This is a genomic window from Burkholderia stabilis (assembly GCF_001742165.1).
GTDB lineage: Bacteria > Pseudomonadota > Gammaproteobacteria > Burkholderiales > Burkholderiaceae > Burkholderia > Burkholderia stabilis.
Genome location: NZ_CP016442.1, coordinates 459,475 through 486,116, shown reverse-complemented (window position 1 = coordinate 486,116; position 26,642 = coordinate 459,475). Strand labels below are relative to the sequence as shown.

At 67.0% G+C, this 26,642-nt stretch carries 20 protein-coding genes, 3 tRNA genes and 1 pseudogene; 10 read left to right on the top strand and 14 right to left on the bottom strand.

What is annotated here, in order from left to right; translation table 11 throughout:
- Positions 1 to 34: 34 nt before the first annotated feature.
- Complete coding sequence (locus tag BBJ41_RS02370; protein WP_069745149.1) at positions 35 to 1,579, top strand: NAD(P)H-hydrate dehydratase; 1,545 nt, start codon at positions 35 to 37, stop codon at positions 1,577 to 1,579.
- A gap of 111 nt (positions 1,580 to 1,690) precedes the next feature.
- Positions 1,691 to 3,313, top strand: coding sequence for a glucose-6-phosphate isomerase (gene pgi / locus BBJ41_RS02365; RefSeq protein WP_069745148.1), 1,623 nt, complete (start codon positions 1,691 to 1,693; stop codon positions 3,311 to 3,313).
- Positions 3,314 to 3,373: 60 nt separating this feature from the next.
- Here the strand turns inward: pgi and BBJ41_RS02360 are convergent, their stop codons facing one another.
- The gene (locus BBJ41_RS02360; protein ID WP_069745147.1) at positions 3,374 to 4,087 is read right to left on the bottom strand and encodes an ABC transporter ATP-binding protein; all 714 of its coding nucleotides are present in this window, start codon (positions 4,085 to 4,087) and stop codon (positions 3,374 to 3,376) included.
- Here BBJ41_RS02360 and BBJ41_RS02355 point away from each other — a divergent pair.
- On the top strand, positions 4,086 to 4,760 hold the full coding sequence (locus tag BBJ41_RS02355; RefSeq protein WP_069745146.1) for an arylesterase: 675 nt from the start codon (positions 4,086 to 4,088) through the stop codon (positions 4,758 to 4,760). The two genes, BBJ41_RS02360 and BBJ41_RS02355, sit on opposite strands and share 2 nt — an antisense overlap.
- Positions 4,761 to 4,797: 37 nt before the next feature.
- Here BBJ41_RS02355 and BBJ41_RS02350 read toward each other — a convergent pair whose 3' ends face one another.
- From BBJ41_RS02350 to tig, 8 genes and pseudogenes are all read right to left on the bottom strand, one after another.
- Complete coding sequence (locus BBJ41_RS02350) at positions 4,798 to 5,694, bottom strand: glycosyltransferase family 25 protein (protein ID WP_069745145.1); 897 nt, start codon at positions 5,692 to 5,694, stop codon at positions 4,798 to 4,800.
- A gap of 631 nt (positions 5,695 to 6,325) precedes the next feature.
- A pseudogene (locus BBJ41_RS02345) lies at positions 6,326 to 8,259 on the bottom strand (SurA N-terminal domain-containing protein).
- A gap of 308 nt (positions 8,260 to 8,567) precedes the next feature.
- Positions 8,568 to 8,644, bottom strand: a tRNA-Asp gene (locus BBJ41_RS02340).
- Between the two features lie 23 nt (positions 8,645 to 8,667).
- A tRNA-Val gene (locus BBJ41_RS02335) sits at positions 8,668 to 8,743 on the bottom strand.
- 202 nt (positions 8,744 to 8,945) lie between these two features.
- Positions 8,946 to 11,369: an endopeptidase La gene (lon, locus tag BBJ41_RS02330; RefSeq protein WP_006489349.1), complete on the bottom strand. Its 2,424-nt coding sequence runs from the start codon at positions 11,367 to 11,369 to the stop codon at positions 8,946 to 8,948.
- 197 nt (positions 11,370 to 11,566) lie between these two features.
- The gene (clpX, locus tag BBJ41_RS02325; RefSeq protein WP_006489345.1) at positions 11,567 to 12,838 is read right to left on the bottom strand and encodes an ATP-dependent Clp protease ATP-binding subunit ClpX; all 1,272 of its coding nucleotides are present in this window, start codon (positions 12,836 to 12,838) and stop codon (positions 11,567 to 11,569) included.
- Between the two features lie 164 nt (positions 12,839 to 13,002).
- Positions 13,003 to 13,656 (bottom strand): ATP-dependent Clp endopeptidase proteolytic subunit ClpP, encoded by a 654-nt coding sequence (clpP, locus tag BBJ41_RS02320; RefSeq protein WP_010092137.1) that lies wholly within the window; start codon positions 13,654 to 13,656, stop codon positions 13,003 to 13,005.
- 140 nt (positions 13,657 to 13,796) lie between these two features.
- Complete coding sequence (gene tig, locus BBJ41_RS02315; protein ID WP_069745144.1) at positions 13,797 to 15,143, bottom strand: trigger factor; 1,347 nt, start codon at positions 15,141 to 15,143, stop codon at positions 13,797 to 13,799.
- Positions 15,144 to 15,531: 388 nt separating this feature from the next.
- Between tig and BBJ41_RS02310 the strand changes: the two genes are divergently transcribed.
- Both BBJ41_RS02310 and BBJ41_RS02305 read left to right on the top strand, forming a co-directional pair.
- Positions 15,532 to 16,677, top strand: coding sequence for a glycerate kinase (locus BBJ41_RS02310; RefSeq protein ID WP_069745143.1), 1,146 nt, complete (start codon positions 15,532 to 15,534; stop codon positions 16,675 to 16,677).
- 62 nt (positions 16,678 to 16,739) lie between these two features.
- Positions 16,740 to 17,189, top strand: coding sequence for a MarR family winged helix-turn-helix transcriptional regulator (locus tag BBJ41_RS02305; RefSeq protein WP_069745142.1), 450 nt, complete (start codon positions 16,740 to 16,742; stop codon positions 17,187 to 17,189).
- 172 nt (positions 17,190 to 17,361) lie between these two features.
- Here BBJ41_RS02305 and BBJ41_RS02300 read toward each other — a convergent pair whose 3' ends face one another.
- The gene (locus BBJ41_RS02300; RefSeq protein ID WP_069745141.1) at positions 17,362 to 18,360 is read right to left on the bottom strand and encodes a 2-dehydropantoate 2-reductase; all 999 of its coding nucleotides are present in this window, start codon (positions 18,358 to 18,360) and stop codon (positions 17,362 to 17,364) included.
- A gap of 100 nt (positions 18,361 to 18,460) precedes the next feature.
- The gene (locus BBJ41_RS02295) at positions 18,461 to 19,606 is read right to left on the bottom strand and encodes a helix-turn-helix transcriptional regulator (RefSeq protein ID WP_069745140.1); all 1,146 of its coding nucleotides are present in this window, start codon (positions 19,604 to 19,606) and stop codon (positions 18,461 to 18,463) included.
- A gap of 305 nt (positions 19,607 to 19,911) precedes the next feature.
- Here BBJ41_RS02295 and BBJ41_RS02290 point away from each other — a divergent pair, with 305 nt between their 5' ends.
- The 4 genes from BBJ41_RS02290 (at position 19,912) to BBJ41_RS02275 (ending at position 23,660) form a co-directional block, all read left to right on the top strand.
- Entirely contained in the window at positions 19,912 to 20,955 is a 1,044-nt protein-coding gene (locus BBJ41_RS02290; protein WP_069745139.1) for a porin, read from the top strand.
- 21 nt (positions 20,956 to 20,976) lie between these two features.
- Positions 20,977 to 22,185 (top strand): MFS transporter, encoded by a 1,209-nt coding sequence (locus BBJ41_RS02285; protein WP_069745138.1) that lies wholly within the window; start codon positions 20,977 to 20,979, stop codon positions 22,183 to 22,185.
- A 16-nt stretch (positions 22,186 to 22,201) separates the two neighbouring features.
- Complete coding sequence (locus BBJ41_RS02280) at positions 22,202 to 23,311, top strand: class II histone deacetylase (RefSeq protein ID WP_069745137.1); 1,110 nt, start codon at positions 22,202 to 22,204, stop codon at positions 23,309 to 23,311.
- Positions 23,312 to 23,429: 118 nt separating this feature from the next.
- Positions 23,430 to 23,660, top strand: a complete 231-nt coding sequence (locus BBJ41_RS02275; protein ID WP_069745136.1) for a hypothetical protein — start codon at positions 23,430 to 23,432, stop codon at positions 23,658 to 23,660.
- 104 nt (positions 23,661 to 23,764) lie between these two features.
- Here BBJ41_RS02275 and BBJ41_RS02270 read toward each other — a convergent pair whose 3' ends face one another.
- The gene (locus BBJ41_RS02270) at positions 23,765 to 24,055 is read right to left on the bottom strand and encodes a hypothetical protein (protein WP_069745135.1); all 291 of its coding nucleotides are present in this window, start codon (positions 24,053 to 24,055) and stop codon (positions 23,765 to 23,767) included.
- Between the two features lie 198 nt (positions 24,056 to 24,253).
- A tRNA-Leu gene (locus tag BBJ41_RS02265) sits at positions 24,254 to 24,340 on the bottom strand.
- 243 nt (positions 24,341 to 24,583) lie between these two features.
- Here BBJ41_RS02265 and hpnD point away from each other — a divergent pair.
- On the top strand, positions 24,584 to 25,417 hold the full coding sequence (gene hpnD, locus BBJ41_RS02260) for a presqualene diphosphate synthase HpnD (protein ID WP_069745134.1): 834 nt from the start codon (positions 24,584 to 24,586) through the stop codon (positions 25,415 to 25,417).
- A 10-nt stretch (positions 25,418 to 25,427) separates the two neighbouring features.
- Here hpnD and BBJ41_RS02255 read toward each other — a convergent pair whose 3' ends face one another.
- Positions 25,428 to 26,642: a DUF1501 domain-containing protein gene (locus BBJ41_RS02255; protein WP_069745133.1), complete on the bottom strand. Its 1,215-nt coding sequence runs from the start codon at positions 26,640 to 26,642 to the stop codon at positions 25,428 to 25,430.

Genomic DNA, 26,642 nt, shown 5'->3' with positions numbered 1-26,642 from the left:
GGGCGGCCTTCCTGTCAGCCGCCACGACCCCGCGATGACCGTTACCCGCTCCCTTCCCGATTCCGATCCGATCGCGCTGCTGCGCGTCGCCGACCTGCGCGCGGCCGAAGCCGGCGCGGCCGCGGCGCTGCCGCCGCACACGCTGATGGGCCGCGCAGGCGCTGCCGCCGCGCGCTGGCTGTCCGAGCGCGTCGCCGGCGACGATCGCCCCGTGTGGTTCGCGGTCGGCCCCGGCAACAACGGCGGCGACGCGCTGGTTGCCGCCGCCCACCTCCAGCAGCTCGGCGTCGCGACGCAGGCGTGGATGCCGGTGCCGGTCAAGCCGGACGATGCGCAATGGGCGCTCGGTCTCGCGCGCGCGGCCGGCGTGCCGCTGTCGGCCACGCCGCCCGCGTCACTGGACGGTTATGCGTGGGTCGTCGACGGGCTGTTCGGCATCGGTCTCGGCCGCGCGCTCGACGGCGCATTCGCCGAGCATGCCGCCCGCATCGCCGCGCATGCCCGCAACGGCGGCCGCGTGCTGGCGCTCGACGTGCCGAGCGGGCTCGACGGCGATACGGGCCGGATCGTCGGCGCGGGCGTCGCCGTCGCGGCGTCCCATACGCTCACCTTCATCGGCGCGAAACCGGGCCTCTACACCGGCGACGGCCGCGATCTCGCCGGCGAGATCGACATCGCATCGCTCGACGTCGCACCGCCCGCCGCACCGGCCATCGTGCTGAACGCGCCCGGGCGGTTCGCCGCGGCGCTGCCCGCCCGCGCACACGCATCCCACAAGGGCACGTTCGGCAGCCTCGCGGTGCTCGGCGGCGACACGGGCATGTGCGGCGCGCCGATCCTGGCCGCACGCGCCGCACTGTTCGCGGGTGCCGGCAAAGTACACGTCGGCTTCCTCGGCGCCGGCGCGCCGCCGTACGACCCGCCGTTCCCCGAACTGATGCTGCATCCCGCCGACGGCCTCGATCTCGATGCGATGACCGCGATCGCGGCCGGCGGCGGGCTCGGCACGCGCGAGGCCGCGGCGACGCTCATCCGCGACGTGCTCGCGCACGACGCCGCGACGCTGCTCGATGCGGACGCGCTGAACCTCGTCGCGACGCACGCGGACCTCGCTGCCGCCGTCGCGGCGCGCGGCGCGCGTGGCCATGCGTGCGTGCTGACCCCGCACCCGCTCGAGGCCGCGCGGCTGCTCGGCAGCGATACGGAACACGTGCAGCGCGACCGCGTCTGCGCCGCGCAGGCGCTCGCCGCGCGCTACGCGAGCATCGTCGTGCTGAAAGGCTCGGGCACGGTGATTGCGGCGCCCGACGGGCGCGTGACGATCAACCCGACCGGCAACGCGGCGCTCGCCACGGGCGGCACCGGCGACGTGCTCGGCGGCCTGATCGGCGCATGGCTCGCTCAACGCGTCGCGCCTTACGAAGCGGCGCTCGCGGGCGTCTACCTGCACGGCCTCGCGGCCGACACGCTGACCGCGAACGGCACGGGCCCGGCCGGGCTCACCGCGGGCGAGCTCGCGCCGATGGTGCGCATGCTGGTCAATCGCCTTTTTTACCCGTCGCCGCGCGCCGACACGTAACGCCGCTATACTGACTCCCCCGCCGCACGGCGGGCCCTCTCGTCCGCCGGCCTTCCGATCACGATGAGCCGGCGCGGCATTCCTCCCGATTCACGCTTCACTCGAACCGCCATGACGCTGAATTCGCTCCCCGCCTGGACTGCCCTTCAATCCCACTTCGAACAGATCCGCCATGCCCGGCTGCGCGACTGGTTCGCACCGGAAAACGACCGCGCGCCGACCCGCGCCGAACGCTTCACGATCCCGGGCGGCGGTCTCGCGGCCGATTTCTCGAAGAACCGCATCGACGACGAAACGCTGCGCCTGCTCGTGCAGCTCGCGCGCGACGCGGGTGTCGAAGCGCGCCGTGACGCGATGTTCGCCGGCGAGATCGTCAACCCGACCGAAGGCCGCGCCGCGCTGCACACCGCGCTGCGTGCGACCGACCCGCATGCGCCGTTCCACGCGCAGGTGAGCGCCGAGCGCGCGAAGATGGCGACGTTCGCGCGCGCCGTGCGCAGCGGCACGTGGACGGGCTACACGGGCAAGCGCATCCGCCACGTGATCAACATCGGCATCGGCGGTTCCGATCTCGGGCCGAAGATGGTCGTGCATGCGCTGCACCACGTCGCGACGCCTGAAATCACGACGCACTTCGTGTCGAACGTCGACGGCGCCGATCTCGCGCGCGTGCTCGAACAGGTCGATCCCGAGGAAACGCTCGCGATCATCGTGTCGAAGACCTTCACGACGCTCGAGACGATGACGAACGCTCGCTCGCTGCGCGACTGGTTCGTCGCGCGCGGCTGCCCGGAGGACGCGCTCGCGAAGCACTTCGTCGGCGTATCGGCGAACCCGGCCGAAGTCGTGAAGTTCGGTATCGCCGCGGACAACGTGTTCGAAATGTGGGATTGGGTCGGCGGCCGTTATTCGCTGTGGTCGGCGGTCGGCCTGTCGATCATGATCGCGATCGGCCCCGAGCAGTTCGACGAGCTGCTGGCCGGCGCGAACGACATGGACCGCCATTTCCGCGAAGCGCCGCTCGAACGCAACCTGCCGGTGCTGCTCGGCCTGATCGGCATCTGGTACCGGAATTTCTTCGGCTCGCAGAGCTATCTCGTCGCACCGTATTCGGAAGCGCTGCATTACCTGCCGTCGTACCTGCAGCAGCTCGAGATGGAGAGCAACGGCAAATCCGCGCGACTGGACGGCACCTTCGTCGATTACCCGACCTCGGCCGTCACGTGGGGCGAGCCGGGCACCAACGGCCAGCATGCGTTCTTCCAGATGCTGCACCAGGGGCCGACGATCGTGCCGATCGACTTCATCGCGGTGCTGACGCCCGAGCATCCGCTCGCAAGCCATCACCCGAAGCTGCTCGCGAACTGCTTCGCGCAGAGCGAGGCGCTGATGCTCGGCCGCACGCTCGAAGAGGCACGCAAGGTCGCCGGGCCGGGCAAGGAAGCGCTCGCGCCGCACCTGACGTTTCCCGGCAACCGCCCGACGACGACGCTGCTCGTCGATGCACTGACGCCGCGCACGCTCGGCGCGCTGATCGCGCTTTACGAGCACAAGGTGCTCGTGCAGGCGACGGTATGGGACATCAATCCGTTCGACCAGTGGGGCGTCGAGCTCGGCAAGATTCTAGGCAAGGTCGTCGAAGCCGACCTGTCGGCCGAATCGGTCGACCCCGTGAAGCATGATTCGTCGACCACGGCGCTGATCGAACGCGCCCGCGCGGCGCTAAAGCGCTGACGCAACCGTGTCATGCCGATGCCGGCCGTGCAGCACGCGCTGCCCGGCCGGCATCGGTATTCAGGCGTCGCGCTGCGCCGCTTGATGCTCGACGATGCGCCCCGCGTCGATCGTCACGGTCGTCGCACAGCGGCGCGCGAGTTCGGCATCGTGCGTGACGAGCACGAGCGTAGCGCCGTGCGTGCGGTTCAGCTCGAACATCAGGTCGATGACCGCATGGCCCGTCGCCGCGTCGAGGCTGCCGGTCGGCTCGTCGGCAAACAGGATCGCCGGCCGCGTGACGAACGCGCGTGCGAGCGCGACACGCTGCTGCTCGCCGCCCGACAGCAATTTCGGATAATGCGCGGTACGTTCGCCGAGACCGACCTGCACGAGCAGCGCGCGGGCGCGGTCGGCCGCGTCGCGCGCGCTGATGCCGCCCTGCAGTTCGAGCGGCAGCATCACGTTCTCGAGCGCCGTCAGATGCGGCATCAACTGGAGCGACTGGAACACGAACCCGACTGCGCCGTTGCGCAGCGCGGCGCGTTGGTCCTCGTCGAGCTGGTCGAGCGCGCGGCCGAGCAGGCGAACCGTGCCGCTCGTTGCGCTGTCCAACCCCGCAAGCAGGCCGAGCAGCGTCGATTTGCCCGACCCCGACGCGCCGACGATCGCGAGGCTGCTGCCCGGCCGCACGGCGAGCGTGATGCCGTCGAGGATCGTCAGCTCGCCCGTTGCGTCGGCGACCCGCTTGCATACGTCATGGACTTCGATGATCGGATCGGTAATCTTGAACATGGACACGACATTTCGCTGGAAAAGAGGCGCGGCGGTCGCCGCGCTGCTGGGCGCCATGCTGGCAATCAACGTGCCTGCACGCGCCGTGACGGCGCCGGCCCCGACGTCGGGCCAGCCCGTGATCGTCGTGCTCGGCGACAGCCTGTCGGCCGAATACGGGCTGCCGCGCGATACCGGCTGGGTGGCGCTGCTGCGGCAGCGGCTCACGACCGAGCGAATCGATTATAGCGTCGCGAACGCCAGCGTCAGCGGCGACACCACCAGCGGCGGCCGCGCGCGGCTGCCCGCGGTGCTGCAGCGGCTCAAGCCGTCGATCGTCGTCGTCGAGCTCGGTTCGAACGATGCGCTGCGCGGCGTGCCGCTCGCGACGACCGAGCAGAACCTGCGCGACATCATCGCCGGCGCGCGGCAGGCACGGGCGAAGGTCGTACTGGTCGGCATGTACGTGCCGCCCAACTACGGGCCCGACTACACGCAGAAGTTCCACGCCGTCTATACGCGGCTGTCGAAGGATCTCGGCGTGCCGCTCGTGCCGTTCCTGCTGGCCGGCATCGAGAACAAGCCCGAGATGTTCCAGTCCGACCAGATGCATCCCGCGCAGCAGGCACAGGGCATTCTGCTCGACAACGTCTGGCCGGCACTGAAGCCGTTGCTCGGCAAGCCGCGCGGCTGACGACGCGGCGGCGGCCGAAACCGCCCCGCGTGCCGCATCATCCGCGTTGTTCCAGATACATCAGGCGAAGTTGTTCGTAGAGCGCCATGCCTGCCGCATACTCGGACGACATCCGTACGGGCTCGCCGGGCGGTTGCCCAGGCGACACAGACTCGACCCGCGTCTCGCCCGCAAAGAGCAGGCGCCGCACCGCGCTCACCCACCGGTTCTCCTGCACGTCCACGGGCGGCTGCCCGACGGTGTCGTACGGAATCGTCGATTCGAACACGTCGAGCGGCGGTGAAACGAGGAACGGCACGAAAATCCGCGCGTTGATCTCGCCGGATGCGATCCACCCCAGGAACAGGCTGTCGATCGGCGTACGGTCCGCGTGCGCCGACGCGCGGAACAGCGCGGCGAGCCGTTCCTTGCCGCGCGGCGTCACGACGTACGCGGCGGCGCAATACGCATAGCGGTCCCGGGCGTCCAGAATCGACACCGACGCGGGTTCGTGATTGCGCTCGGCCGACGCCGGCGATTGCCGCCTGCCGGGCAAATGCCGCTCCGCCTCCGCAAGCAGTTGCGGCATGGACGCGACGTACGGGCAGCAGTCGAGGAACACCATGTCGACGGACGGATTCTCCGCGACGAACCCGCGCATCACCGGTTCAGTTACGATCCGCCCAAAGCCTTCGCTGAACTCGACATCGTCTTCCAGCACGATCGTGATCGTATCGGGCGCCGATTGTGCGATCACCTGTTCGTGCGACCGGCGGCACGCCCATACCGATCGTGCGCCCGCGCTCTCGAATATCTGCTCCGTCTCCGCCGCGCCATCGACAGCGGGAAAGCGCGCAAATACATGCGTCAGCGACAACCGTTCGAGCTGCGCGTCGATCGATTGCCGCCGCTCATGGCTTCGGTCCAGGTTGATGTAGTAACCATCGAGTTTCATGACGAACGGGCCTCGATGATCGACGCGAGTATTCGGGGAGAAAGCGTTCGGCCGGCAGCGCCCGCGACGGCGGGCTCGCATCGCACACCTCGTCGGGCGTGAGCCGATTGCACTTCGGACGGCGCACCGTCCCGAACAGCCGCGGCAGAAACAAAAACCACGCAGCCACGTCGATGGCCGTGACGGTTGCGCCGATCAACGCGCCACCGGTAAGACTGTCTGTCGCAACGTGTATTCATTTTTCTGACCGCGGTCGTTTGTTTTTCGGCGCGCTCCGTCGCGAAGCACAACGGCATTCGGGCCGCGTTCGCTGCCGCCGGCCGCCCCGCGCGCTTGCGCCCTGCCCCTGCCTGACGCAACCGAACCCGCGCGCCACACCGTGCGGAATCCGGATTTCCGTGAACTATATACCGTATCGGGCGCGCGCCGCCCCGCGGTGCCCTTGTCCCGGCGCTCGTATCGATCACGCGACCGGCGGCCGGTGCGTGCCGCGCATTCACGCCTGTGAGCCGCCCAGAATCGAACGGATGCGCCCAAATGAAAAATCCCTGCCCGGCGTATCCGCCGGACAGGGATCTGCAATCGTGACGCCGCTCGGACACGCGGCGTCAGATGACGTGCGACACGATGCTCAGTTGTCGCCGTCCTGCGACTGGCTGGTCGTCGACCCGTACAGCTTCACCTTCGAACGATCGCGCAGCGCGGCGAGATACGCTTCGCCTTCGCTCTGCGCGTCGACCTGCGCCATCTGCTGCTGTGCGGCCGCCAGTTGCTGCGGATCGACCGCCGTACCCGGGATCACCGCATTCACGCGGTAGATCGCGTAGCCATCCGCGCCGAGGTCGACACCGACGTAGGCCGGCAGCGTCTTCGCATCGACCTTGTAGACGGCGCTCAGCGCCGCCGGCGTCAGGCCCTGCGACTGCGTGCGCGACACCTTCTGCGCGGCTGCGAACCCGTCGGTCGACTTCGACTGCTGCAGTGCGGCCAGTTTCGTCGCACCGTCCTTCTTCGCGAGTTCCGCAGCCTGCTCGGCGATGACCTTCTGACGCACGACGTCCTTGATCGCGTCGAGCGCGGGCACGGCCGCCGGCTTGTAATCGGTCACGCGCGCCGAGATCAGCGTGTTGTTGCCGACGTCGATCGCCTGCGTGTTGTTCTGGTTCTTCACCGAGTCGTTCGCGAACACGGCGGCCAAGAACTTCGGATTGTTCAGCGGGCTCGTCGGCGGCAGTTGCGGATTCGGCGTCGGCGTGACGGTGGCCGTCTGGATCGTCAGCTTGTACTTGTCGGCCGCCGGTTGCAGCGTTTTCGCCTTTTCGTAGACGGTCGACGTGAAACCTTCCGCGTTGTCCGTGAACGCCTTCGATGCGTACTGTTGCTTCAGGTCGACTGCGATCTGGTCCTTCACTTCCGCGAACGGCTTGACGGCCGCCGGCTTCACTTCGGTCGCCTTGAGGATGTGGAAGCCGAGATCCGACTGCACGACACCGCTCACGTCGCCCTGCTTGAGCGCGAACGCGGCATCGTCGAATGCCTTGCCGCCCGCCGTCGAACCGCGCGTGATGAAGCCGAGGTCGCCGCCCTTGGCAGCCGACGGCGCGTCCTGCGAGCCCTTCTGCGCGATCTGCGCGAACTGGTCCGGATGCGCCTTCACGTCGGCGAGCAGTTGCTCGGCCTTCGTCTTCGCCGCTGCCTTGTCGGCTGCGCTCGCGCCGCTCGCCGCGGCGATGAAGATGTGGCTCACGCGAACCTGCGCTTCGGTGCGGAAGTGCGTCGGGTTGTCGTCGTAGAACTTCTCGATGTCCGCATCGGTCGGCTGCGCGCTCGCAGCGGCCGCTGCCGGCGAATAGACGAGGTACTGGATCGTTGCGGTTTCCGGCGTCGCGAAGCTCTGCTTGTGCGCGTCGTAGTACGCGGTGAGCTGCGCGTCGGTCGGCTGGACCTTCGATGCGAAGTCGCTCGTCTTCAGCACGAGCGCCTGCACTTCACGCTGCTGCGCGGCCAGTTCCGACAGGCGCTGCGCGAGGCTCTTCGGCGTGAACGCGCTCGATACGATGCTGGCCGGAATCTGCTGCAGCGCGAGGCTGTAGCGCACGCGCTCCTGGTACTGCTCGGGCGTCATCCCCTGGAACGACAACAACTGCGCATAACGTTCGACGTCGATCGTACCGTCGGGCTTCTTCAGCGACGCGATCATCGGGTCGCTCATCAGCGCGTCGCGCACGGCATTGTCGGAGGCGGTCAGGTGCAGACGCTGCGTCTCGTCGGCCAGCACGCGTTGCTGGACCAGGCCGTCGAGCACCTGCTTGCGATGCTCGGGCGTATCGAACATCTTGATGTCGAACTGCCCGCCGAGCGCCTGGCGCGCCTGGTCGATCTGCTGGCGGAACGCGCCGTCGAATTCGACCCGCGTGATCTTGTGCCCGTTGACCGCTGCGACGTTCGCACTATCGTCGAAGAAGCCGCGGAAGCCTTGGATCCCGACGAAACCCAGCCCGGCAACACGATCAGGAGCAGGAGCGCCATCATCAGGCGCTGGTGATTACGGAAGAAATCGAGCATGCGTGACGGGAAAATTGGACAAAACGACCGATATTACAACATACGACGTGGGACGGGAGAAAAGCAGATGGGCTGTGCGCGGGCGCAAGCGAAAGCCCAAACGAAAATGCCCGCACGGCACGGGCACTTTTGTTTGTTTGGTTGAGCGGACTGGCTCGCTTGCATCCTGCAGGTCGCGAGCGCGACCCTTCGAGTTCCACCGAAAGCCGTGCAAGCGGCTTCCCCCGCCCCGCACTCACGCGCCCGCCAGCGGGCGCAACCGGAAATACAAATGAAAAAGCCCGCGCAAGGCGGGCTTCTTCATTTTCTGGCGGAGCGGACGGGACTCGAACCCGCGACCCCCGGCGTGACAGGCCGGTATTCTAACCGACTGAACTACCGCTCCTTGGTCTGGCTGAATCAGGAAACTGGTGGGTGCTGAGGGGTTCGAACCCCCGACCTACGCCTTGTAAGGGCGCCGCTCTACCAGCTGAGCTAAGCACCCGTTTCCGATTCGTTCTGGCTGCGATCTGCGTTTCCGCATCAACAACCAGCGAGCCCGCAAGTTTAATTCATCCCCGATCATTTTGCCAAGCCCGGACGCAGATTTTTTTCTGCGGCACACACGCACGATTCACTCGAGCATAAAAAAACCCGCGGACACGCCGCGGGTTTCGTGAACAACCGTCAGGACGGCGTTCGGGTGCTCAGTGCTTGACGACTTCCGTCGAGCCGGCATCCTTCGCCGCCTCGCCGACCGGCGCCGCTGCCTTCGCTTCTTCTTCCGGCGGCAGCGGAGTCGGCGAACGCTCGAGCGCGAGCTCCAGCACCTTGTCGATCCAGCGGACCGGCACGATCTCGATCGCGTTCTTCACGTTGTCCGGAATGTCCGCGAGATCCTTCACGTTCTCTTCCGGGATCAGCACGAGCTTGATGCCGCCGCGATGCGCTGCGAGCAGCTTTTCCTTCAGCCCGCCGATCGGCAGCACTTCGCCACGCAACGTGATTTCGCCCGTCATCGCGACATCGGCACGCACGGGGATACCCGTCAGCACCGACACCAGCGCGGTCGTCATCGCACCGCCAGCGGACGGACCATCCTTCGGCGTCGCGCCTTCCGGCACGTGGATGTGGATGTCCTGCTTCTCGAACGCTTCGTCCTTGATACCCAGACGGCGCGAACGCGAGCGCACGACCGAACGCGCAGCCTCGACCGACTCCTTCATCACATCACCGAGCGAACCCGTGCGGATCACGTTGCCCTTGCCCGGCATCACCGCGGCTTCGATCGTCAGCAGGTCGCCGCCAACTTCCGTCCACGCGAGGCCCGTCACCTGACCGACCTGGTTTTCCTTCGCCGCGAGACCGAAGTCGTACTTGCGCACGCCGAGGAACGTGTCGAGGTTTTCGCCGTCGACCTTGATCGCGCCCGATGCCTTCTTCAGCAGCAGCATCTTCACGACCTTGCGGCAGATCTTCGACACTTCCCGCTCGAGCGAACGCACACCGGCTTCGCGCGTGTAATAGCGGATGATGTCGCGGATCGCCTGCTCGGTGACGTCGATCTCGCCTTCCTTCAGGCCGTTGTTCTTCTTCTGCTTCGGCAGCAGGTAACGCTGCGCGATGCTGACCTTCTCGTCTTCCGTGTAGCCCGACAGACGAATCACTTCCATCCGGTCGAGCAGCGGCGGCGGGATGTTCAGCGAGTTCGACGTCGCAACGAACATCACGTCCGACAGATCGAAGTCGACTTCGATGTAGTGGTCGGCGAACGTGTGGTTCTGTTCCGGATCGAGCACTTCGAGCAGCGCCGACGACGGATCGCCGCGGAAATCCATGCCCATCTTGTCGACTTCGTCGAGCAGGAAGAGCGGATTGCGCACGCCGACCTTCGCGAGGCTTTGCAGAATCTTGCCCGGCATCGAACCGATATACGTACGGCGGTGGCCGCGGATCTCGGCTTCGTCACGCACGCCGCCGAGCGCCATCCGGACGAACTTGCGGTTCGTCGCACGGGCGATCGACTGGCCGAGCGAGGTCTTGCCGACGCCCGGGGGCCCGACGAGGCACAGGATCGGTGCCTTGACCTTGTCGACGCGCTGTTGCACCGCGAGATACTCGAGGATGCGCTCCTTGACCTTCTCGAGGCCGAAGTGATCCTCGTCGAGCACCTGCTCGGCGTTCGACAGGTCGTTGTTGACCTTGCTCTTCTTGCGCCACGGCAGGCCGATCAGCGTGTCGATGTAATTGCGCACGACGGTGGCTTCCGCCGACATCGGCGACATCAGCTTCAGCTTCTTCAGCTCGGCGTCGGCCTTCTTCTTGGCTTCCTTCGGCATGCGCGCGGCGTTGATGCGCTTCTCGAGTTCCTCGAGATCGGCACCTTCCTCGCCCTCGCCCAGTTCCTTCTGGATCGCCTTGACCTGTTCGTTCAGGTAGTACTCGCGCTGGCTCTTTTCCATCTGGCGCTTCACGCGCCCGCGGATGCGCTTTTCGACCTGCAGGATGTCGATCTCTGCTTCGAGCTGCGCGAGCAGGTGCTCGAGGCGCTCGATGACCGGGAACATCTCGAGGATGTGCTGCTTCTGGTCGAGCTTCAGCGGCAGGCGCTCGGCGATCATGTCCGCGAGACGGCCAGCCTCGTCGATACCCGACAGCGACGTGAGGATCTCCGGCGGGATCTTCTTGTTCAGCTTCACATACTGGTCGAACTGCGACACGATCGCGCGGCGCAGCGCTTCCGTTTCAGCGCTGTCGGCGTGATCCGGCTCGAGCGGCATCACTTCGCAGGAGAACTGCGTCTCCTGTTCTTCGATCGACAACGCCTTCGCGCGCTGCAAGCCCTCGACGAGCACCTTCACGGTGCCGTCCGGCAGCTTCAGCATCTGCAGAATGTTGGCGATACAGCCGACCTCGTACATGTCCTTTTCGGTCGGTTCGTCCTTGGCCGCGGTTTTCTGGGCGACGAGCATGATGTGCTTGCCGCCTTCCATCGCTGCTTCGAGGGCCTTGATCGATTTCGGCCGGCCCACGAAGAGCGGAATCACCATGTGCGGGAAAACGACGACGTCCCGCAGCGGCAGCAGCGGGAGCGTGATGCGTTCCGGCGGGAGAAGTTGGGTGCCTGACATTTCATTTCCCCATGAGTGGAATCAATTGTTCGGTAATTGAGGCCGCCACAACGAATTGCAAGCCTTCAAGTGCGGGAAATATTCGGTAAGAAAGTAACCACCGCGTGTCGAGTCAGAGTTACCCACAAGATAAACGAAAAAAAGCCGCCCACGGACTCATGAACGGCCTTTTTCGCAGAACATCGTCGGCAAGCCGGTCAGTTCGAACCCGCCACCTTCGGCGTGTCCTCGTAGATCAGCAAGGGCTTGCCGTCGCCATCGATGACGTTCTCGTCGATGATGACCTTGCTGACCCCTTTCATCGTCGGCAGCTCGTACATCACGTCGAGCAATGCCTGTTCGATGATCGAACGCAAACCGCGCGCGCCGGTCTTGCGGCGGATCGCCTTGCGGGCTACTGCCTGCAGGGCACCCGGCCGGATTTCCAGCTCGACGCGTTCCATCGCGAACAGCTTGTGATACTGCTTGACGAGCGCGTTCTTCGGCTCGACCAGGATCTTCATCAGCGCGGCTTCGTCGAGCTTGCCGAGCGTCGCGACCACCGGCAGGCGGCCGATCAATTCGGGGATCAGACCGAATTTGATCAGGTCTTCCGGCTCCGTTTCGCGCAGCACTTCGCCCGCGTCACGCTCCTGCTTGCTCTTGACCGTCGCGCCGAAGCCGATACCGGTTTTCTCGGTACGGTCGGTAATCACCTTTTCGAGACCGTCGAACGCGCCGCCGCAGATGAACAGGATGTTGGTCGTATCGACCTGGATGAAATCCTGGTTCGGATGCTTGCGGCCGCCCTGCGGCGGCACCGACGCCATCGTGCCCTCGACGAGCTTCAGCAGCGCCTGCTGGACACCCTCGCCCGACACGTCGCGCGTGATCGACGGGTTGTCCGACTTGCGGCTGATCTTGTCGATTTCGTCGATGTAGACGATCCCGCGCTGGGCCTTGTCGACCTCGTAGTTGCAGTTCTGCAACAGCTTCTGGATGATGTTCTCGACGTCCTCGCCGACGTAGCCGGCTTCGGTCAGCGTCGTCGCATCGGCGATCACGAACGGCACGTTGAGCAACCGCGCGAGCGTCTGCGCGAGCAGCGTCTTGCCGGAGCCCGTCGGGCCGATCAGCAGGATGTTGCTCTTCGACAGCTCGACGTCGTCCTTCTTGTCGAGATGCTTCAGGCGCTTGTAGTGGTTGTACACGGCCACCGCGAGGATCTTCTTCGCGCGCTCCTGGCCGATCACGTACTGATCGAGGATGTCGCGAATTTCCTGCGGGCTCGGCAGATCCGACCGGGACAGGCTGGCCTCGACGCCGGCGGCAGCCGCCTCGTCGCGAATGATCTCGTTGCAGAGGTCGATACATTCATCGCAGATGAACACCGACGGGCCCGCGATGAGTTTTTTCACCTCATGCTGGCTTTTCCCGCAAAACGAGCAATACAACAGCTTCTCGCTGTTCGAACCTTTTTTGTCCGCCATGAATGTAGAGCCTCCGGACAGGTAAATGACATGATACGCCGAATGCTCCGAGCGCCGCGCCTAGGGCGCGACCGGAGCCGGCCGGATGCGCTTGCCGCAGATGCTCAGGGCGTGCGGGACATCGCAGGGGCGCCGCGCGAATCGGGGCGGCACCCCACTTAAGTTCACGGGCGCTTCAGCAGCACCTGATCGATCAGCCCGTACGCTTTCGCGTCTTCGCTCGACATGAAGTTATCACGGTCGGTGTCGCGCGCGATGCGCTCGACGTCCTGACCCGTGTGCTGTGCGAGCAACTGGTTCAGCCGCTCCTTCAGGTAGAGGATTTCGCGCGCCTGGATCTCGATGTCGGATGCCTGGCCGCGTGCGCCGCCGAGCGGCTGGTGAATCATCACGCGCGAGTTCGGCAGCGCGAAGCGCTTGCCCTTCGCACCCGACGCGAGCAGGAACGCACCCATGCTGGCCGCGAGACCCATGCACAGCGTCGACACGTCCGGCTTGATGAACTGCATCGTGTCGTAGATCGCCATGCCGGCCGACACCGACCCGCCCGGGCTGTTGATGTAGAGGCTGATGTCCTTGTCGGGATTCTCGCTCTCGAGGAACAGCAACTGCGCGACCACGAGGTTGGCGGTCTGGTCGTTCACTTCGCCGACCATGAACACCAGGCGCTCCTTCAGGAGACGCGAATAGATATCGTACGAACGCTCGCCGCGGCCGCTCGTTTCGACGACGATCGGCACGAGCCCCAACGCTTGCGCCTCGAAACCTTGCGGCGCGTTCGAAGCAAGCATGTCCAGCAATTCAGCGCGAGTGATCATTCAATGAACCTTGTTCGAATGGAAAATTGAACGGAGGGAAGCCGCCCGCTCAATCGCCATATTAATGGCAACCGTGCGCTTGACGTAAAAACGGCGTGCGGGCCGTCGCTCCGACAGCCGGCACGCCGCTAGAGCGACACTTACGCTTGCGCCGATGCGCTCGCGAGTGCCTCGAAGCTCACTTCCTTGTCCGTCACCTTCGCCTTGCCCAGCACGAAATCGACGACGTTGCTTTCAACGACGAACGCTTCCATCTCGGCGAGGCGCTGCTGGTTGGAATAATACCAGCGGACCACTTCCTTCGGGTCTTCGTAGCTCTTCGCGAACTCGTCGACTTCCGCACGGATCTGTTCCGGCTTCGCTTCCAGGCCGTTCGACTTCACGAGCTCGGCCAGCACGAGGCCCAGCTTCACGCGACGCTCTGCCTGCTCGGCAAACATCTCGGCCGGGATCGGTGCGTCCTTCGCGTTCGGCACGCCGCGCTGCGCCAGATCCTGGCGAGCCATTTCGACGAGGCGTTGCTGGTCTTGCTCGATCAGCGCCTTCGGCACGTCGAGTTCGGAAATCTTCAGCAGCGCGTCCATCACTTGATTCTTGACGATGGATTGCGTGCGGCGCTTGGCTTCGCGCTCGAGGTTTTCCTTGATCTCGCCGCGCATCTTCGTGAGGTCGCCGTCTTCGATGCCGAGCGACTTCGCGAATTCACCGTCGATTTCCGGCAGGTGCGCCCACTCGATCTTCTTCATCGTGACCGTGAATTGCGCGGTCTTGCCCGCCACGTCGGCACCGTGGTAGTCGTCCGGGAACTTCAGGTCGAACGTGCGTGCTTCGCCGACCTTCAGGCCCAGCGCCGCGGTTTCGAATTCCGGCAGCATGCGGCCTTCGCCGAGCACGAACGGGAAGTCTTCGGCCGTACCGCCCTGGAACGCGACGTCGTCGATCTTGCCGACGAAGTCGACCGTCACGCGGTCGCCGTTCTTGGCTGCGGTGTCCGCGCCGCCGTCGCCGTGCTCGCCGGCTTCGCCGCGTGCGTGAAAGTGCACGCGCTGCTTGCGCAGGATGTCCAGCGTGCGGTCGATTTCGGCGTCGCCGATCGACGTGGTCGAGCGCTCGACTTCAGCCGTCGCCAGATCGCCGATCTTCACTTCCGGGTAGACCTCGAACGTCGCGTCGAACGCGTACGCATCTTCGGCTTGTTCCTGCTTCGGCTCGAAGCTCGGCTGGCCGGCAACGCGCAGGTTTTCCGCGCGGCTGATCGTGAAGAACTCCTGGCCGATCTTGTCGCTCAGCACTTCCGCCTCGACCTGACCCGCGTACTGCTGCGCGACCATCTTCAGCGGCACCTTGCCCGGGCGGAAACCCGGCATGCGCACGTTCTTCGCGAGTTTCTGGATACGGGCGTCGATTTCCTTCTGCACGGTGTCTTTCGGCAGGGAAATCGTCACGCGGCGTTCAAGCTTGCCGAGGTTCTCAACAACGTTAGCCATGGCTTCAATCGTCCTAAAATTATTCGAGCGAATCGGGTTTTCCTTGCCGTGCCTGCCTGCGGCGCTATTGCGTCACGCATACACGCCGCGCCGGAGCGCCACGCCATCCCTGCACGCGCCGAATGGCTAGCGCAAGCGGCTCGGAGCACGGCTTTGGCCGGAAGAATCGACTATTCTAGCAAACAATTTTCCTTGCACCGCCAGATCAGCACGACACGCATGCGTCCCCGCCGTGTCGGCAGCCCTTTGCAGCGCAATGCGCGCGGATCGCCGCTATGCCGAACGCCGTATCCACCGCGGGCCCGCCATCCTGTAAGCTCCGATTGAGGGTGCGCCGCTGCTGCGGCCCCCATTATTCGTCACACCAATCACGCCTTCCGGAGACACCATGCCGCAACACCCGTCCGCGCCTGTCGTCGTCATCGCGCCCGATTCGTTCAAAGGCTCGCTTTCCGCCGAGCAGGTCGCGGACGCGATCGCCACCGGCATCCGCCGCGCCCGGCCCGACGCCGTCGTGCGCTGCTGCCCGATGGCCGACGGCGGCGAAGGCACGCTCGACGCGATGCTGGCAGGCGGCGGCACGCGGCGCTCGCTGCGGGTGGCCGGCGCGTCGCTCGCGGCGCGCGACGCAGCGGTCGGCGTGATCGACGCGCGCACTGCGATCGTCGAGACGGCCGAGATCGTCGGCATTACCGACCCGGTCGGCATGAGCGTGCCGGTCGATGCGCGCAGCACGCGCGGGATGGGCGAAGCGATCCGCACGCTGCTCGACGAAGGCGTGCGCCGCTTCTTCGTCGCGCTCGGCGGCAGCAGCACCAACGACGCAGGCGCCGGGCTGCTCGCGGGCCTCGGCCTGCAGTGCTTCGATGCAGGTGGCCAACCGGTCGAGCCCGTGCCGTCGCGGCTCGCCGACATCGCGCGTATCGACGCGTCGGGGCTCGACCCGCGCCTGAAGGAAACGGAATTCGTCGGCATGTCCGACGTCGACAACCCGCTGACGGGCGCGCATGGCGCAACCGCCGTGTTCGGCCCGCAAAAGGGTGTGACGCCCGAGCAGGTTGCGACCCTCGACGCCGCCCTCGCCCGCTTCGCCGACTTGCTCGAAGCCGCGCTCGACCGTCGCAGCCGCAACCTGCCGGGCGCCGGCGCGGCCGGCGGCCTCGGTTTCGCGCTGCACATGCTCGGCGCGCAGTTCGAAGCCGGCGCGGAAGTGGTCGCGCGGCAGGTCGGGCTCGATACGGCGCTCGCCGGCGCCAACTGGCTGATCACCGGCGAAGGCCGCTCCGACGTGCAGACGCTGCACGGCAAGGCGCCGTTCATCGCGTGCCGCCACGCGCAAGCCGCGGGCGTGCCGGCGTCGTTGCTGTCGGGCGCGGTCGACCCGGCCGCGCTGCCGCGCCTGTCCGAACATTTTTCCGGCTGCTTCTCGCCGGCTCCCGGGCCGATCACGCTCGACGTCGCGATCCGCGACGCGGCGAATCTGCTCGCGAACGAGGCGGAACAATTGACGCGCCTGAAATACGGCGCACACTGACCGTTGACCCGAGCGCGCGATACAGGAACAATCGGGCCCGCCCTTTTTCTTCAGGATTCGACATGAAAGGCCGTCAAGCCGGGCTCGATCAGTTTCTGACCTATCGCCTCCACGCGCTCACGAAGCGATCCGACCGCGGGATCGGCGACGTGTACCGGGACAAGCTCGACATCTCGCTGCCCGAGGCACGCGTGATCGCCGCCGTCGGCGCGTTCGGCCCGTTCTCGATCATGGATCTCGCGCGCCACACCAACCTCGACAAGAGCCAGGCGAGCCGCGCAGCCGAAGCGCTGCTGCGCCAGGGGCTGCTCGAACGCAGCGCGAGCGAGGAGGACGGCCGGATCGTGCTGATCGCACTGACCGCCGACGGTCGCGCGCTGCATCGCAAGATCATGCCGATCGTGCGCAAGTGGAACGAAGGCCTGCTCGCGTGCCTGTCCGACAGCGAACGCCAGACGTTCGAACGGCTGCTCGACAAGGTCGTCGCGCACGCGATCGAGCGGGACGACTGAGCTGCATCGTGTCTCGTCGCAAGCCGTATTGATCCGACGAATCAAACAGGCCGCCCGCGTCGCTTGAACCGCGACATGGGCGGCCTGATTTGCTTGATGCGGTGAAACACAAAGCGCAGGATCGCGCCGCCGATCCTCGACCGCACATGCGGATGCAGCGGCCTCCTGCGCGCTACAGCCCGCTGTTCGCCGCGCGCTGGCGCAACAAGCCCAGCACCGCGTCGCAATACGGCGTCGGCACGCCGAGCTTGCGCCCGAGTTCAGGAAACACGCCGAGGATCGGCCCGATCTCGAGCGAACGCCCCGCTTCGAAATCCTGCAGCATCGACGTCCTGAACGCACCGAGCTTGCGCGTGAGCGCAATCCGCTCGGGGCCGGTCATTCCCGTGAACAGGCCGAGCTTCGCGCCGATCGCCGCAGCCTCCTCCATCATCCGCAGCGCGAGACTCTGCGTGAACGGATCGTCGAGCAGCTGCTCGGCCGTCGAACCCGTCAGCGCGCTCAGCGGATTCATGTTCATGTTGCCCCACAGCTTCGTCCAGATCTCGGCACGGATCGCGGGCGTCGATTCGACGTCGAAGCCGCCCGCCGCGAGCGCCGCGGCGAACCGCGCGGTGGCCGTATCGAGCCGCGGATCGGGCGCGCCCACGATCAGCCGGTTGCCGCGCCCGCGGCGCACGACGCCCGGCGCATCGGTGCTCGACGACAGGTGCACCACGCAGCCGATCGCCTGCGCGGGCGGCAACGCCGCCGACACCGCACCGGCCGGATCGACCGCGTCGAGCGGCACGCCGTCGATCGGCCCTTCGAGCCCGTGCGTGAACCACCAGGGCAGTCCGTTCATCGCGGCGACGATCACGGTGCCGGGCCCGACGAGCGGCGCAATGCGCGCAGCCAGCGCCGGCAGCGCCTGCGCCTTCAGCGCGATCACCACGTAGTCCTGCACGCCGAGCGCCGCCGCATCGTCGCTCGCGCGCACCGGGACCGACGATGCGACACCCGCCTCGTCGATCACGCGCACGCCGTACGTGTTCAGTGCGTCGAGCGTCGCGCCGCGCGCGTACGCGCTCACGGTCATGCCGGCTCGCGACAGCGCGGCCGCGAGCAATCCGCCGATCGCGCCGACCCCGACCACCGCCGCGCGCATCGACCCTGAATTCGTGTCGTTCATGATGGAATTCCGTCTCCTGGGAGCTGACGAGCATAACGCTCAATGGTTGCGGGAACAACCATTCTCGAAGCGGTGCGCGGCGCCTTCCCGTACGGGCGATTCAGCGCGGCTCGCCGCCGGTTTCCACCGGTTCGTCGTCGGCCGCGCCGCCCGTCGCGCCGAGCACACCCGCGATCTGGCTCTTGTCGTGCATGCCGAGCTTGCGGTACGCGCAACGCAGGTAGTGACGCACGGTCGTCGGCGAAATCGCCATCTGCTGCGCGACTTCCTTGTGCGAGCGTCCGGCGCCGTAGTAACGAATCGCCGCCAGTTCGCGCGGGCTCAGCCGATCGAGCAGCGAGCGCGGCCGCGCCTCGATCTGGAACAGCCCTGCAACGGGCACGCACCGGATGCGCAGCGCGTCGCCGACGAACGGCTGGGCTGACTGGCGCCGCAAGTGCGCGACGAGCGGCTCCGGCACGCGCGCGCCGGCCCATGCCGGCCATTCGGTGCGCAGCACGTCGTCGAAACCGTGATCGGCGTGGTGAAGCACGCCGAAGTTGTCGCACAGCGCGCGCACCGCCGGCGCCACCGCATCGCCGCGCTCGCGGGTGAGCTGCGCGGCGCGATTGATCGTGAGCGTGGCCGCGAGATGCGGAATCACCTCCTCGAAACGGCGCGCGTCGTCGTCGCTGAACGGGCGATTCAGGCCCTGCCGGTAGATCGACATGAACGTCGTCAGCCCGAAGCGGCGATCGAGCGTGCACACGCACATCAGTTGCGCGAGCCCGTACTTCACGCACCAGTCGCGAAACCGCGCATCGAGCCCTGGCTCGACGACCGACAGCCGCACCGCGCGTCCGTGCGCGCCGTGCAACGTGCGGTGCGCGAGCGGGTCGCAATCGCGCACGCGCTTCCAGTCGCTGAAGAACGCGTGCGGCAGACGATACAGGAAGCTGTTGTGCATCACGGGGCCGGTCGGCACGTGCGTCGCGACACCGGTCCATGCGGCGTCGAACGGAACGAGCGCCTGCAGCAGCGAGAAGAAGCGGTATTCGAATTCGCCGATGCCGGACTGCGCGGCGACCGCGTACAGGTCGAGCAGCATCAGCCCGAGTTCGCGCTGCGAGGCGTCGCCGCGCGTGACGCCGTCGAAATCGGCGCGACGCGACGGCAGCGGCGGCCACCCGAATTCGCCGAGCACGATGGCGGCCGGCACGTCGCGCAACGCATCGAGATCCTGCCCGATATCCGTCGTGATCCTCACCTTCCGCTCCCCTGCCCGATCGGGCTGCTGATGTGCGCAACGAGACCGGCCGATTATAGCGACCGGCTTTTTTGACGGGCCACGCCGGCGGAACCGGCGGCAACCCCATCCATTTGAACGGTGCGCGGCCCGTTGCTGCCCTGCAGCACGCCGCGCCGCGGCATTGCGCGGCGTCCAAGCCGCGCACCGCGGGTTTTCCGCACCGTTCATCTGTACGACTGTTCGGCGGTTTTCCCTCTGCGGACACTGCGTCGCGACAACACCAACGACAAAACGATGCAGGACGGTATGGAGAACCTCACGTCATGAAACCCCGCTTCATCCGCACGGCTGCCGCCGCCGCGACGCTCGCCGCATTCGGCGGCGCGGCGCATGCGCAGTCGAGCCTCACGCTGTACGGCGCGCTCGACGCCGGCGTGCAATACCTGACGCATGCCGACGGGCGCCGCTCGGCCGTGCAATTGCAGAACTACGGCATCCTGCCGTCGCAGATCGGGCTGAAGGGCAACGAGGATCTCGGCGGCGGCTGGCGCGCGCTGTTCAAGCTCGAACAAGGCATCAACATCAACGACGGCACCGCGACCGCGCCCGGCTATGCGTTCTTCCGCGGCGCGTACGTAGGCATCGCGGGGCCCGTGGGCACCGTCACGCTCGGGCGGCAATTCAGCGTGCTGTTCGACAAGACGCTGTTCTACGACCCGCTCTGGTACGCGTCGTACAGCGGCCAGGGCGTGATCGTGCCGATGAACGCGAACTTCATCGACCACTCGGTCAAGTACCAGTCGCCGACGTTCGCCGGCTTCGACGTCGAGGCACTCGCCGCAACGGCCGGCGTCGCCGGCAATACGCGTGCCGGGCGCGTGCTCGAACTCGGCGGCCAGTACACGAGCAACGGCCTGTCGGTCAGTGCGGTGCTGCACCAGGCGCACGGCGACGTGTCGGGGCCCGACGACACGTCGGCGCGGCGGCGCGAACTCGGCACGCTCGCCGCGCGTTATGCGTTCGCCACGCTGCCGCTCACCGTCTACGCGGGCGTCGAACGCCTGACGGGCGATCTCGACGCGGCGCGCACGATCGTCTGGGGCGGCGCGCGTTACCTGACGTCGAACGGCATCGGCCTGAACGCCGGGGTCTACCACACCGATTCGCGCACACCGGCGATCGGCCATCCGACGCTCTTCATCGCGAGCACCACGTATGCGCTGTCGAAACGCACCGTCGCGTACGTGAACCTCGGTTATGCGCGCAACAGCGGCCAGAGCTCACAGACCGTCTACGAATACGACCCGACGCCGCTCGCCGGTGCGTCTCAGTTCGGCGCGATGGTTGGCATGTACCACCTGTTCTGATTCCCCCTACGAGATCCCGCCATGAAAACCCTGTCCCCGGATGCCGTACTCCCGCCCGACCGCCGCGCGTCGGGCTTCGCGCGCTCGACGCTCGTCGCGCTCATCGTGTTCGCGGCCATCACGCCGCTGCTGCTGCTCGTCGCGCCGGCCGTCGCTGGCCAGCTCGCGACGCAGCTCGGGCTGTCCGCGTCGCAAATCGGCACCTACTTCTTCGTCGAACTCGGTGCGTTCAGCCTCGCGACCGTGCCGTCTTACCTGTGGCTCGGCCGGGTCGACGCGCGCCGCGTCGCCGCGTGCGCGATCGCGCTGTTCGGCGCGGGCAACCTGCTGACCGCGCTGTGGATGCCGGGCTTCGCCGCGCTGCTCGCGCTGCGCGCCGTCACCGCGCTCGGCGGCGGTTCGCTGATGGTGCTCTGCATGACGAGCGCGGCAACGAGCGAGAACAGCGACCGCGTGTACGGGCTGTGGGTCGTCGGCCAGTTGATCGCGGGCGCGATCGGCCTGTTCGTGCTGCCGCATGTGTTCGCCGCATTCGGGCTGCGCGCGCTGTATGTCGCGCTCGCCGCGCTCGCGCTGCTCGCGGCACCGCTGTCGCGCGGCTTTCCGTCGTCGCTCGGCGCACGGACGGCGAACGCGCCAACTGCGCACGGCAACGCAACGCATGTGCCGCGGCATTTCGTTGCGCTCGCGATCGGTGCCGTGCTGACGTTCTATCTCGCGATCGGCAGCGTCTGGACCTTCGCGAGCCGCGCCGCCGCCGAGGCCGGGCTCGATCCGCAGTCGACCGGCAACGTGCTCGCGATCGCGAGCGTGATGGGGATCGCCGGCGCGGCGCTCGCGTCTTGCGCGGGCGGCCGGCTCGCGCGGCGCGCGATGCTGGCCGCCGGTTACGCGCTGCTCGCGGCGTCGCTCGTCGCACTCGCCGCGATGCGGCACGCCGGCGGCTACGGCGCGGCGATCTTCGCGTTCAAGTTCGCGTGGACGTTCGTGCTGCCGTTCATCCTCGCGACCGTCGCGCAGATCGACACATCGGGCCGCCTCGTCGCGACGCTCAACTTCGTGATCGGCGCCGGCCTCGCGGCCGGCCCGCTGCTCGCCGGGCTGATGCTCGATGCGGGCGGCACGATGCATGCGCTGTTCGCGGGCGCGACGGCCGTCGCGATCGTCTCGTACGCCGCGTTGCGTCACATCGACCGCCGCGCACGCCCTTCCGTTTCCTCCCAACCGTGACAGGTCACGCACATCCATGAATCGCACTGCCTTCTTCACCGACGAACGCACTTTCTGGCATACCGGCGGCACGCATGCGCTGTTCTTCCCGGTCGGCGGCTGGGTCCAGCCGCCGTCGAGCGCGGGCTACGCGGAATCGCCCGATTCGAAGCGCCGCTTCCTGTCGCTCGTGCAGGCCTCGGGCCTGGCGGCACAACTCGACCTGCGCGGCGCCGAACCGGCCACGACCGGCGACCTGCTGCGCATCCATCCCGCGCACTATCTCGACGCATTCCGCGCACTCAGCGACGCGAATGGCGGCGACCTCGGCGACCTCGCACCGTTCGGCAAGGGCAGCTACGAGATCGCCGCGCTGTCGGCCGGCCTTGCGATCGCGGCAGTCGATACGGTCGTCGCCGAGCGTGCGGCCAATGCATTTTCGCTGTCGCGGCCGCCCGGCCATCATTGCCTGCGCGACCGCCCGATGGGCTTCTGCCTGCTCGCGAACATCCCGATCGCGATCGAGGCCGCCCGCGCGAAACACGGCATCGAGCGCGTCGCCGTGATCGACTGGGACGTGCATCACGGCAACGGCACGCAGTCGATCTACTACGACGATCCGGACACGCTGACGATCTCGCTGCATCAGGACCGCTGCTTCCCGCCCGGCTACAGCGGCGCGGACGATCGCGGCGAAGGCGCGGGCATCGGCGCGAACCTGAACGTGCCGCTGCTCGCGGGCAGCGGCGACGACGCGTATCGCTACGCGTTCGAGCGGATGGTGCTGCCGGCGCTGGCGCGTTTCCGGCCCGAGCTGATCGTCGTCGCGAGCGGCCTCGACGCGAGCGCGGTGGACCCGCTCGCACGCATGCAGCTGCATACCGACAGCTACCGGTTCATGACGCGCGCGGTGAAGGACGCCGCGCAGCGCCATTGCGGCGGGCGGCTCGTGATCGTTCACGAAGGTGGTTATTCGGAGGCGTACGTGCCGTTCTGCGGGCTGGCGATCGTCGAGGAACTGGCCGGCATTCGCACCGACGTCGCCGATCCGATGCTCGATCTCGCGATCGCGCAGCAGCCGGGTGAGCGGTTCGTCGCGTTCCAGCGCGAGCTGCTCGATGAACTGGCGGCGTCGTTCGGGTTGTAACGTGTAACGCGCAGGAATGAACATGACGGGGCCGGCATGCGCCGGCCCTTGCGCGATCCGTGCGGATGGGGTTTCCTGTGCTTCTATCCCTGTTCCGGCCCGAGGCCGCACTCTTCCGATGAAATCGTCCCCGCGCGATAACAACGACAATGCCAAAACGCGCCACCAGCCTTCGAAGCTGGTGCTGAACATCGCCGCCGTGGTGGTCGGCCTCGTGACGTTCGCCATCGGTGCGGCGTGGGTGATCTATAGCTGGATCGTCGATCGCGAAGCGCAGTATTTCGCGATCCCGCTGGTGTTCTCGGTGCCCGTGATCGTGGCGGTCGCGATCCGGAGTTTCTGGGATTAGACGGGCTAGAAACGGAAAAGCGCCGCGGTCGGGGCGACGCGCGGCGCTTGTCATCAAGCCTGTTCAAATGAAGCGGCGATACCTGCGGTTCGCTTGCGAACCGATCACAGGCCGGTGTGTGCGCACGGATTGGGCGCTTCGCCCTGATATCCGCCGGTGCGGCTGAGCGCGAAGCCGGCCAGCATCGTACCGACCGATTTCAGCACGGATTCCGTCGACGGCGGCTCGCTGCTCGGAATCAGCCGCCCCGAGTAACCGGTGCACTCCGGCGGCGATGCAACCGTCTGCACGGGCTTCGCGCTCCACGCGACATTGTCGGCGGGCGTCGCGGCAAATGCCGGCGCGGCCAGCATCAGCGCCAGAACGGAAATCGGCAAGCGTACGGTGTTCTTCATCGATGGCCCTCAGCGTGATCGTGTTTCTTATATGAGAAGTGAACACGATATTACACGCGGCACGATTTTCCGTGCGTGCTCGACAAGGCCCGCGTATCGGGAAAGACCGGGAACCGGTAAAAACAAAAAAGCGCTGCGGTCAGCCGACCGGCAGCGCTTTTTCGTGAACGTCACCCTGACGGGTGCGCGCTCTGCTTCTGGTGCGTGAGGCCGGACTCGAACCGGCACACCCTTGCGGGCGTCAGGACCTAAACCTGGTGCGTCTACCAATTTCGCCACTCACGCGCATGCTGTGTCGCCTGACCGCGCGGAACAGGAACGCAATATGCATTCACCGCGCGCCCGGGACCTCTCGCCGGCTGAAAACCGGCACGCCCGATCAGGCGAGCGCGAGATTCTACCCGATCCGTGCAGCCTTGTCTCGCCCTGCCGGCGTCCGTCGTGCAGCGGTGCTAGAATGCCGCGCTCGACGTTCCGGCCACGCGCCGCTGCGCGTCCCCCGAACCCGCCCCCGACACGATTCCGCCCGTGAACTTCGACGACTACTGTCAGCAAAAGGCCGCCCCCGCAGGCTCCAGCGTCTACTACGCGCTGCGTCAGGCGCCGCTCGCCGCGCAACCGCGCCTGACCGCGCTGTTCGCGTTGCGCCGCGAGCTCGAGGAAACCGTCAAGGAAACCAGCGACCCGACCGTCGGACACACGAAGCTCGCGTGGTGGCACAAGGAGCTCGCCGCGCTGGCCGACGGGCAGCCGTCGCACCCCGTCACGAAGGCACTCGCGCAGCATCATCCGGCGATCGCCGCCGAGGCCGACGCGCTGCGCACGCTCGTGAACGGTTACGGGATGGATCTCGAACAGGCGCGCTACCTCGATTTCGCGAACCTGCAGCGCTATATCGCACAGGTGGGCGGCACCTTCGCGTCGCTGGTCGCACGCGCAAGCGCCGCGAACCCGGCCGACCCGCAACCGTGGGCAGCCGACGCCGGCCGTGCGCTGATGCTCGCGCAATTCGTGCAGGAACTCGGCAACGATGCGCGCCACGGCCGCATCTACCTGCCGATCGACGAACTGCAGCGCTACAACGTGACCGCGGCCGATCTGCTGAACCGTCGCTACAGCCCGGCCTTCACCGAGCTGCTGCAATTCCAGACGACCCGCGCACGCGAAGCGCTCGCGGCCGCCGAAGCGGCGATCCCCGCATCCGAACGCCGCGCGCAGCGCACGCTGCGCGCGCAGATCGCCCTGGCCGGCGCGCTGCTCGACGAGATCGAACGCGACGGCTACCAGGTGCTTCACCAGCGCATCGCACTGACGCCGATCCGCAAGCTGTGGATCGCATGGCGCGCCGCGCGCCGCCGCTGACTCTCACGCATCACGCCTTCAGCAGCGGCAGCGTGTCGAAGCGCTGCTGCAACACGCGCGTCGCATCGAGTCCCCACCACGGCCCGAGCACGGTCGCGTAGAGCTGGCGGAAATCGACCGCGACCGGCAGGTTGCCGTTGCCGTCGAGCCGCCCGAGCGCCGGCGGCGCGCCGTACAGCCCACCGGCCACCCGGCCGCCCATCACGAAATGCGGCGCGGCCGTGCCGTGATCGGTGCCGTTGCTCTGGTTCTCGCGCACGCGCCGCCCGAATTCCGCATACGTCATCACGAGCGTCTGGTTCCAGCGCCCGAGTTCGATCAACGCACCGCGCATCGCGCTCATCCCTTCCGCGAACTGCTTGAGCAGCGCGGCCTGCTGCCCCGGCTGGTTCTGGTGCGTGTCGAAACCGTTGAGCGTCAGGCGCAGCACCGCGACGCCGTCCTGCGCACCGGGCCCGGACGCTTCGCACGCGGCCAGCACCTGCATCGCGGTCTTGACCGACGTGCCGAACGCACCCGCCGGAAACGCCGTCCGGAATTCCCGCATCCCGCCGCGCGGGCGCAGCCGGTCGGCCGCCTTCACGATGTCGTTCTCGACGTCGATGATGTGCGCGAGCGCCGGGTTCTGTTCGCGCAGCGACGACGGCTCGGCGAGCCGCGCCGCACGGATGAACTGCGCGGGATTGACGAGCGCGATCGCGCGCGCGCCGTTCGCGAGCGGCCCCATCTCGGCGCTGCCGAGCACGACGCCGTCCGCCGCGAAACCGGGCGGCACGGGCGCCTGCGCGAACGCGCGCGTGAGCCAGCCTTCGTGCAGGTACTGGTCCGAACGCGATGCGGTATCCCAGATCTCGATCGAGCGGAAATGCGACAGGTTTGGCTGCGGATAACCGACGCCCTGCACGACCGCGACCTGCCCGTCGCGCCACAGCGGCATCAGCGGCGCGAGCGACGGGTGCAGCCCCGTGTGTGCGTCGAGCTGCAGCACCTGCTCGCGCTTGATGCCGATACTGCGCCGGAACGGGTAGTACAGCGGATCGGCGTACGGCACCACCGTGTTGAGGCCATCGTTGCCGCCCTTCAGCTCGACGAGGATCAGCACGTTCGCATAACCCGTCGCCGGTTGCCGCCCCGCCGGCGTCGCCGCCAGCGCGGGCTGCTGCCACATCGACACGCCGGCCGCGGCCGCGGCGCCCGTCAGCGTCAGAAAATCACGTCGGTTCAT

Excerpts from the sequence above, each read along its gene's own strand:
- BBJ41_RS02310 (WP_069745143.1), top strand. The coding sequence starts at position 15,532 with ATGCCGCAACACCCGTCCGCGCCTGTCGTCGTCATCGCGCCCGATTCG.
- BBJ41_RS02370 (WP_069745149.1), top strand. The coding sequence starts at position 35 with ATGACCGTTACCCGCTCCCTTCCCGATTCCGATCCGATCGCGCTGCTG.
- BBJ41_RS02300 (WP_069745141.1), bottom strand. The coding sequence starts at position 18,360 with ATGAACGACACGAATTCAGGGTCGATGCGCGCGGCGGTGGTCGGGGTC.
- BBJ41_RS02355 (WP_069745146.1), top strand. The coding sequence starts at position 4,086 with ATGGACACGACATTTCGCTGGAAAAGAGGCGCGGCGGTCGCCGCGCTG.
- tig (WP_069745144.1), bottom strand. The coding sequence starts at position 15,143 with ATGGCTAACGTTGTTGAGAACCTCGGCAAGCTTGAACGCCGCGTGACG.
- clpX (WP_006489345.1), bottom strand. The coding sequence starts at position 12,838 with ATGGCGGACAAAAAAGGTTCGAACAGCGAGAAGCTGTTGTATTGCTCG.
- BBJ41_RS02275 (WP_069745136.1), top strand. The coding sequence starts at position 23,430 with ATGAAATCGTCCCCGCGCGATAACAACGACAATGCCAAAACGCGCCAC.
- lon (WP_006489349.1), bottom strand. The coding sequence starts at position 11,369 with ATGTCAGGCACCCAACTTCTCCCGCCGGAACGCATCACGCTCCCGCTG.
- BBJ41_RS02270 (WP_069745135.1), bottom strand. The coding sequence starts at position 24,055 with ATGAAGAACACCGTACGCTTGCCGATTTCCGTTCTGGCGCTGATGCTG.
- BBJ41_RS02305 (WP_069745142.1), top strand. The coding sequence starts at position 16,740 with ATGAAAGGCCGTCAAGCCGGGCTCGATCAGTTTCTGACCTATCGCCTC.
- BBJ41_RS02255 (WP_069745133.1), bottom strand. The coding sequence starts at position 26,642 with ATGAACCGACGTGATTTTCTGACGCTGACGGGCGCCGCGGCCGCGGCC.
- clpP (WP_010092137.1), bottom strand. The coding sequence starts at position 13,656 with ATGATCACTCGCGCTGAATTGCTGGACATGCTTGCTTCGAACGCGCCG.
- pgi (WP_069745148.1), top strand. The coding sequence starts at position 1,691 with ATGACGCTGAATTCGCTCCCCGCCTGGACTGCCCTTCAATCCCACTTC.
- BBJ41_RS02290 (WP_069745139.1), top strand. The coding sequence starts at position 19,912 with ATGAAACCCCGCTTCATCCGCACGGCTGCCGCCGCCGCGACGCTCGCC.
- BBJ41_RS02350 (WP_069745145.1), bottom strand. The coding sequence starts at position 5,694 with ATGAAACTCGATGGTTACTACATCAACCTGGACCGAAGCCATGAGCGG.
- BBJ41_RS02285 (WP_069745138.1), top strand. The coding sequence starts at position 20,977 with ATGAAAACCCTGTCCCCGGATGCCGTACTCCCGCCCGACCGCCGCGCG.
- BBJ41_RS02280 (WP_069745137.1), top strand. The coding sequence starts at position 22,202 with ATGAATCGCACTGCCTTCTTCACCGACGAACGCACTTTCTGGCATACC.
- BBJ41_RS02360 (WP_069745147.1), bottom strand. The coding sequence starts at position 4,087 with ATGTTCAAGATTACCGATCCGATCATCGAAGTCCATGACGTATGCAAG.